The sequence below is a fragment of the Aquiflexum sp. genome (assembly GCF_041749095.1).
Classification (GTDB): Bacteria; Bacteroidota; Bacteroidia; order Cytophagales; family Cyclobacteriaceae; genus Aquiflexum.
Window position 1 is genome coordinate 1 of the sequence record NZ_JBGTCA010000464.1, and the last position, 3,334, is coordinate 3,334.

Annotated in this window: 3 protein-coding genes; all 3 read right to left on the reverse strand. The window is 39.6% G+C overall.

Annotated features, from left to right (window positions below):
• Positions 1 to 330: sulfatase-like hydrolase/transferase (locus ACEW8O_RS21145; protein ID WP_373496617.1), on the reverse strand; the 330-nt coding region annotated here is incomplete at its 3' end.
• 219 nt (positions 331 to 549) lie between these two features.
• Entirely contained in the window at positions 550 to 1,956 is a 1,407-nt protein-coding gene (locus tag ACEW8O_RS21150) for a glycoside hydrolase family 28 protein (RefSeq protein ID WP_373496618.1), read from the reverse strand.
• A 7-nt stretch (positions 1,957 to 1,963) separates the two neighbouring features.
• On the reverse strand, positions 1,964 to 3,334 hold a 1,371-nt coding region (locus ACEW8O_RS21155; protein WP_373496619.1), incomplete at its 5' end, for a sulfatase.

Below are 3,334 nucleotides of genomic sequence, written 5' to 3' on the forward strand. Positions count from 1 at the left end.
GGGATCAAAATTATAATCGGTTTTTCCATAAAGACTCGTAAAATAACCTGCCTCTGAAAAAAGTGTAGGTAGGGTTTTAAGTTCCTTAGGATAGGGAGTTTCCGATCTCAAATGTTGTGTTCCGGTAGATGTGGCATATAGTCCTGTGACCAAAGTCGATCTTGAAGGCGAACAAATCGGTGAGACTGCAAAGGCATTTTCATAAATCATGGATTTCAATGCCAGAGAGTCCAATACAGGAGTGATGGCATGTGGATCACCATAAAATCCAAAAGCCGGTCCGATGTCCTCCGCATTGATCCAAAGGATATTGGGTCTTTCATTATCCAAAACTGAATCGTTTACTTTTGACCCGGATTTACAGGAACAAAAAATTATTGGGATTGATAAAAAGCTCAGGACAAGAATTCTTTGAATAATCCGCATATTAAGAAAGATTGATTTGAGAATAGATAAACCAAAATTACCCGGTTTGACCATTTGAAAAGGAAAGGAAAATCCGGATAAAGGGGAAGATTGAACATCTGAAGGAATGCAATGAATTAAATATTATTCATATCTAAAAAAATGCTTCTCCTTTGGTCTCTTTTCACCATATGCGGGAATAGCATTTAAGTTTTCTATCCGTAATCCTTCAGTATAATAGCTTACAATCCCGTAGGCGGGCATTTGGCTTTTGAATGATAGAATAAATGGATAGCCACGGTGATTCCAGTTAATCTCTGAATCCTGAGACTCCTCATTTCCAGCAACATTTGGTTTTATTGTGATATCCTTTAAAGTTACATTTTTGATGGGATTACCCTCAAACCCTGCAATCACTATCGGATACGGCCCTCCATTTTGAGCCTCAACACTTGAAATCATAATATCAGCAATTTTAGAAACTTTGGGTTGACTAGGTAATTCATTTTTTGTCTTGTTTCCGCTTGAGTGGATATCTTTGGATAATCGGTTTCCCAACTTGATATGGATGGGATTTTCCAAACCTTCCATTTTTATATTTGATATGGATATTCTTTTCATCTCTCCTCCATCTACTGCTGCCAGATCGATCCCTGTCATTCCATTTTCAAAATTCAAGGGATGATGGACTGTATCTGCTTTGGATTTTCTGATCATAATATCTGAAAATATAATGTCCTCAAATCCACCAATAGAGGCCGTGCCCAATTTGATGGCCGATGCGTGTGTGGCCAGTTCGCAATCATAGACCTGTATGTTTTTTGCGGGCACGTCACTCTCTGACTTGATCACCAAGGCATCATCACTGGAATCAATGATACAATTTCTGACGATGACATTTTCCGATGAATCGATATCCAGGCCATCATTGTTTTTGTTGACATGGTTGAAGACGTTCAAATTAAAAATCCTCACATATTTACATTGAAAATACCTTTGCATCCAAAATGCAGAGGATTTTAACCTTAAATCTTCCACGACTACATTTTGACAGTCTATAAAAAGAAGACCATAGGGTCTGTTTGGGCTATCGGGTTTATTATCCTGAAAGCATGCTGCATCTCCCGAACCATCAATAGCTCCACCTCCTTTGATGGTAATGTTTTCTTGGGATTCGGCACGGATAAACGATTTCCAGGGAACCTTATCCATTCTGCTGGGAACCTGACTTTGTATCAACGGAAAAGCAGAAGCGTCAGGAATTGCTTTTAAAGTGGCGTTTTGTTCAATAATAAGTGTGACGTTACTTTTCAGGTGAATTGTTCCTGATAAATATACTCCTGACACCAACCTTACCTCTCCCCCACCATTTGAATGCTGCACATCAATGGCCTTTTGAATGGCAAGCGTATTGTCAGTAATTCCATCTCCGATACCCCCATATTTTTCTATGGAATTTTCCTCGATTTCGCACGATTGTTGGCTGATTAATAATAATATGATCCAAAAATAATTGAGAAAAAAACTGTTTCTGAAATTAAATTGTATCATTATCCTCTTAATTAATTCGGTTTTTCAAAACCAGTTTCACTGAATCGACTTTTATCCTTTGTTGATTTTCTGACAATTCATTCCAGAGATATAAAGGCAACCCGGCAGTTTCAAGCCCATGACTCCAGAAATAAGGGGCATTGTCAAAAACGTCCGTATTTCCCAAAATCCTGGGATCATTCGTTTCCTTTAGGTATTGTAGAAGTTTTTTGGAAAGTTCATCCCGAACATCTTGAAACCCTGGTTTAAAGGCCAAATTGTTCAATTGGAAGGGATCTTCCTTAATATCGTACAGTTCTTCAGCGGGTCTCTTTCCAAAAGACCATTGAAAATAATGTTTCTTCTGAGGATCATTTTCCAATTGTAGGATCAGGTCTTTGGTAGGTCCTCCATCCACATCCCCAAAGGGCATAAGGTCCCATGCATATTGGGGATCAGGATGACCTGCAGGCCATAGGTCCGGTTTTAGGTTTTGGATATAAAGATAATCATCTGTCCTGATTGCCCTTACAGGATTGATTTCACCAATGGGATGGCACCAGCCATGAAGCTCTTTACCCATGACCACATGGTCTCTTTCCGGTTCTATCCGGCCATATTTGTGCGACATCATCAAAGAAACCAAACTTTTCCCGTTCATCTCACTTGGGATTTCGATTCCGCAAAGTTCCAGAATAGTTGGTGCAAAATCTTTCAAATTGACAAAATCACTGACCTGCCTTCCTTTGGATTCCATCTTGGACCAAGAAATGGCCAAAGGCAGTCTTGATCCATAATCATACAAATTTGACTTTGCCCGTGGGAAAGCCATGCCATTGTCGGAGGTTGCTATCAAAACGGTGTTATCCAATTCTCTATTACTTTCCAAAAATGCAATCACTTCTGATATCTGATTGTCAAACCATTCTATTTCGTAGTAATAATCCAAAATATCACTTCTAGTGATTTCATGATCAGGCAAAAATCCCGGGACATCGACATCTTCTAATTTTTTACCTGAATCCAGGCCCATTCCTTTGGCCAAGTCCCTATGAGGTTCGGTGGTGCCCAAAATGAAGAGAAAGGGCTTTTCTCCTTTTTCATGATAGAACTGTTCAAAATTTGCAGCGTAGTAGTTTTTATTGATACCCTGCGGTACATGATCATATTTTACATCCTGATAGGATTTTCCTGCCGGATCGGTAGGCCTATATCCTTTCCAATTTCCAGGTGCCCAACCTTTTCCTGTATAACCTACAGCATAGTTATTTTGAGATAAAATATCTGCCACGGTCGTATGTTGTGAAGGGAAAAAACTAAAATGGATTGCGGCTTCGTCCAATTCCCAAAAATTCTTCCCGGTAAGCATTGCTGCACGGGAAGGGGCACATGCCGGTGC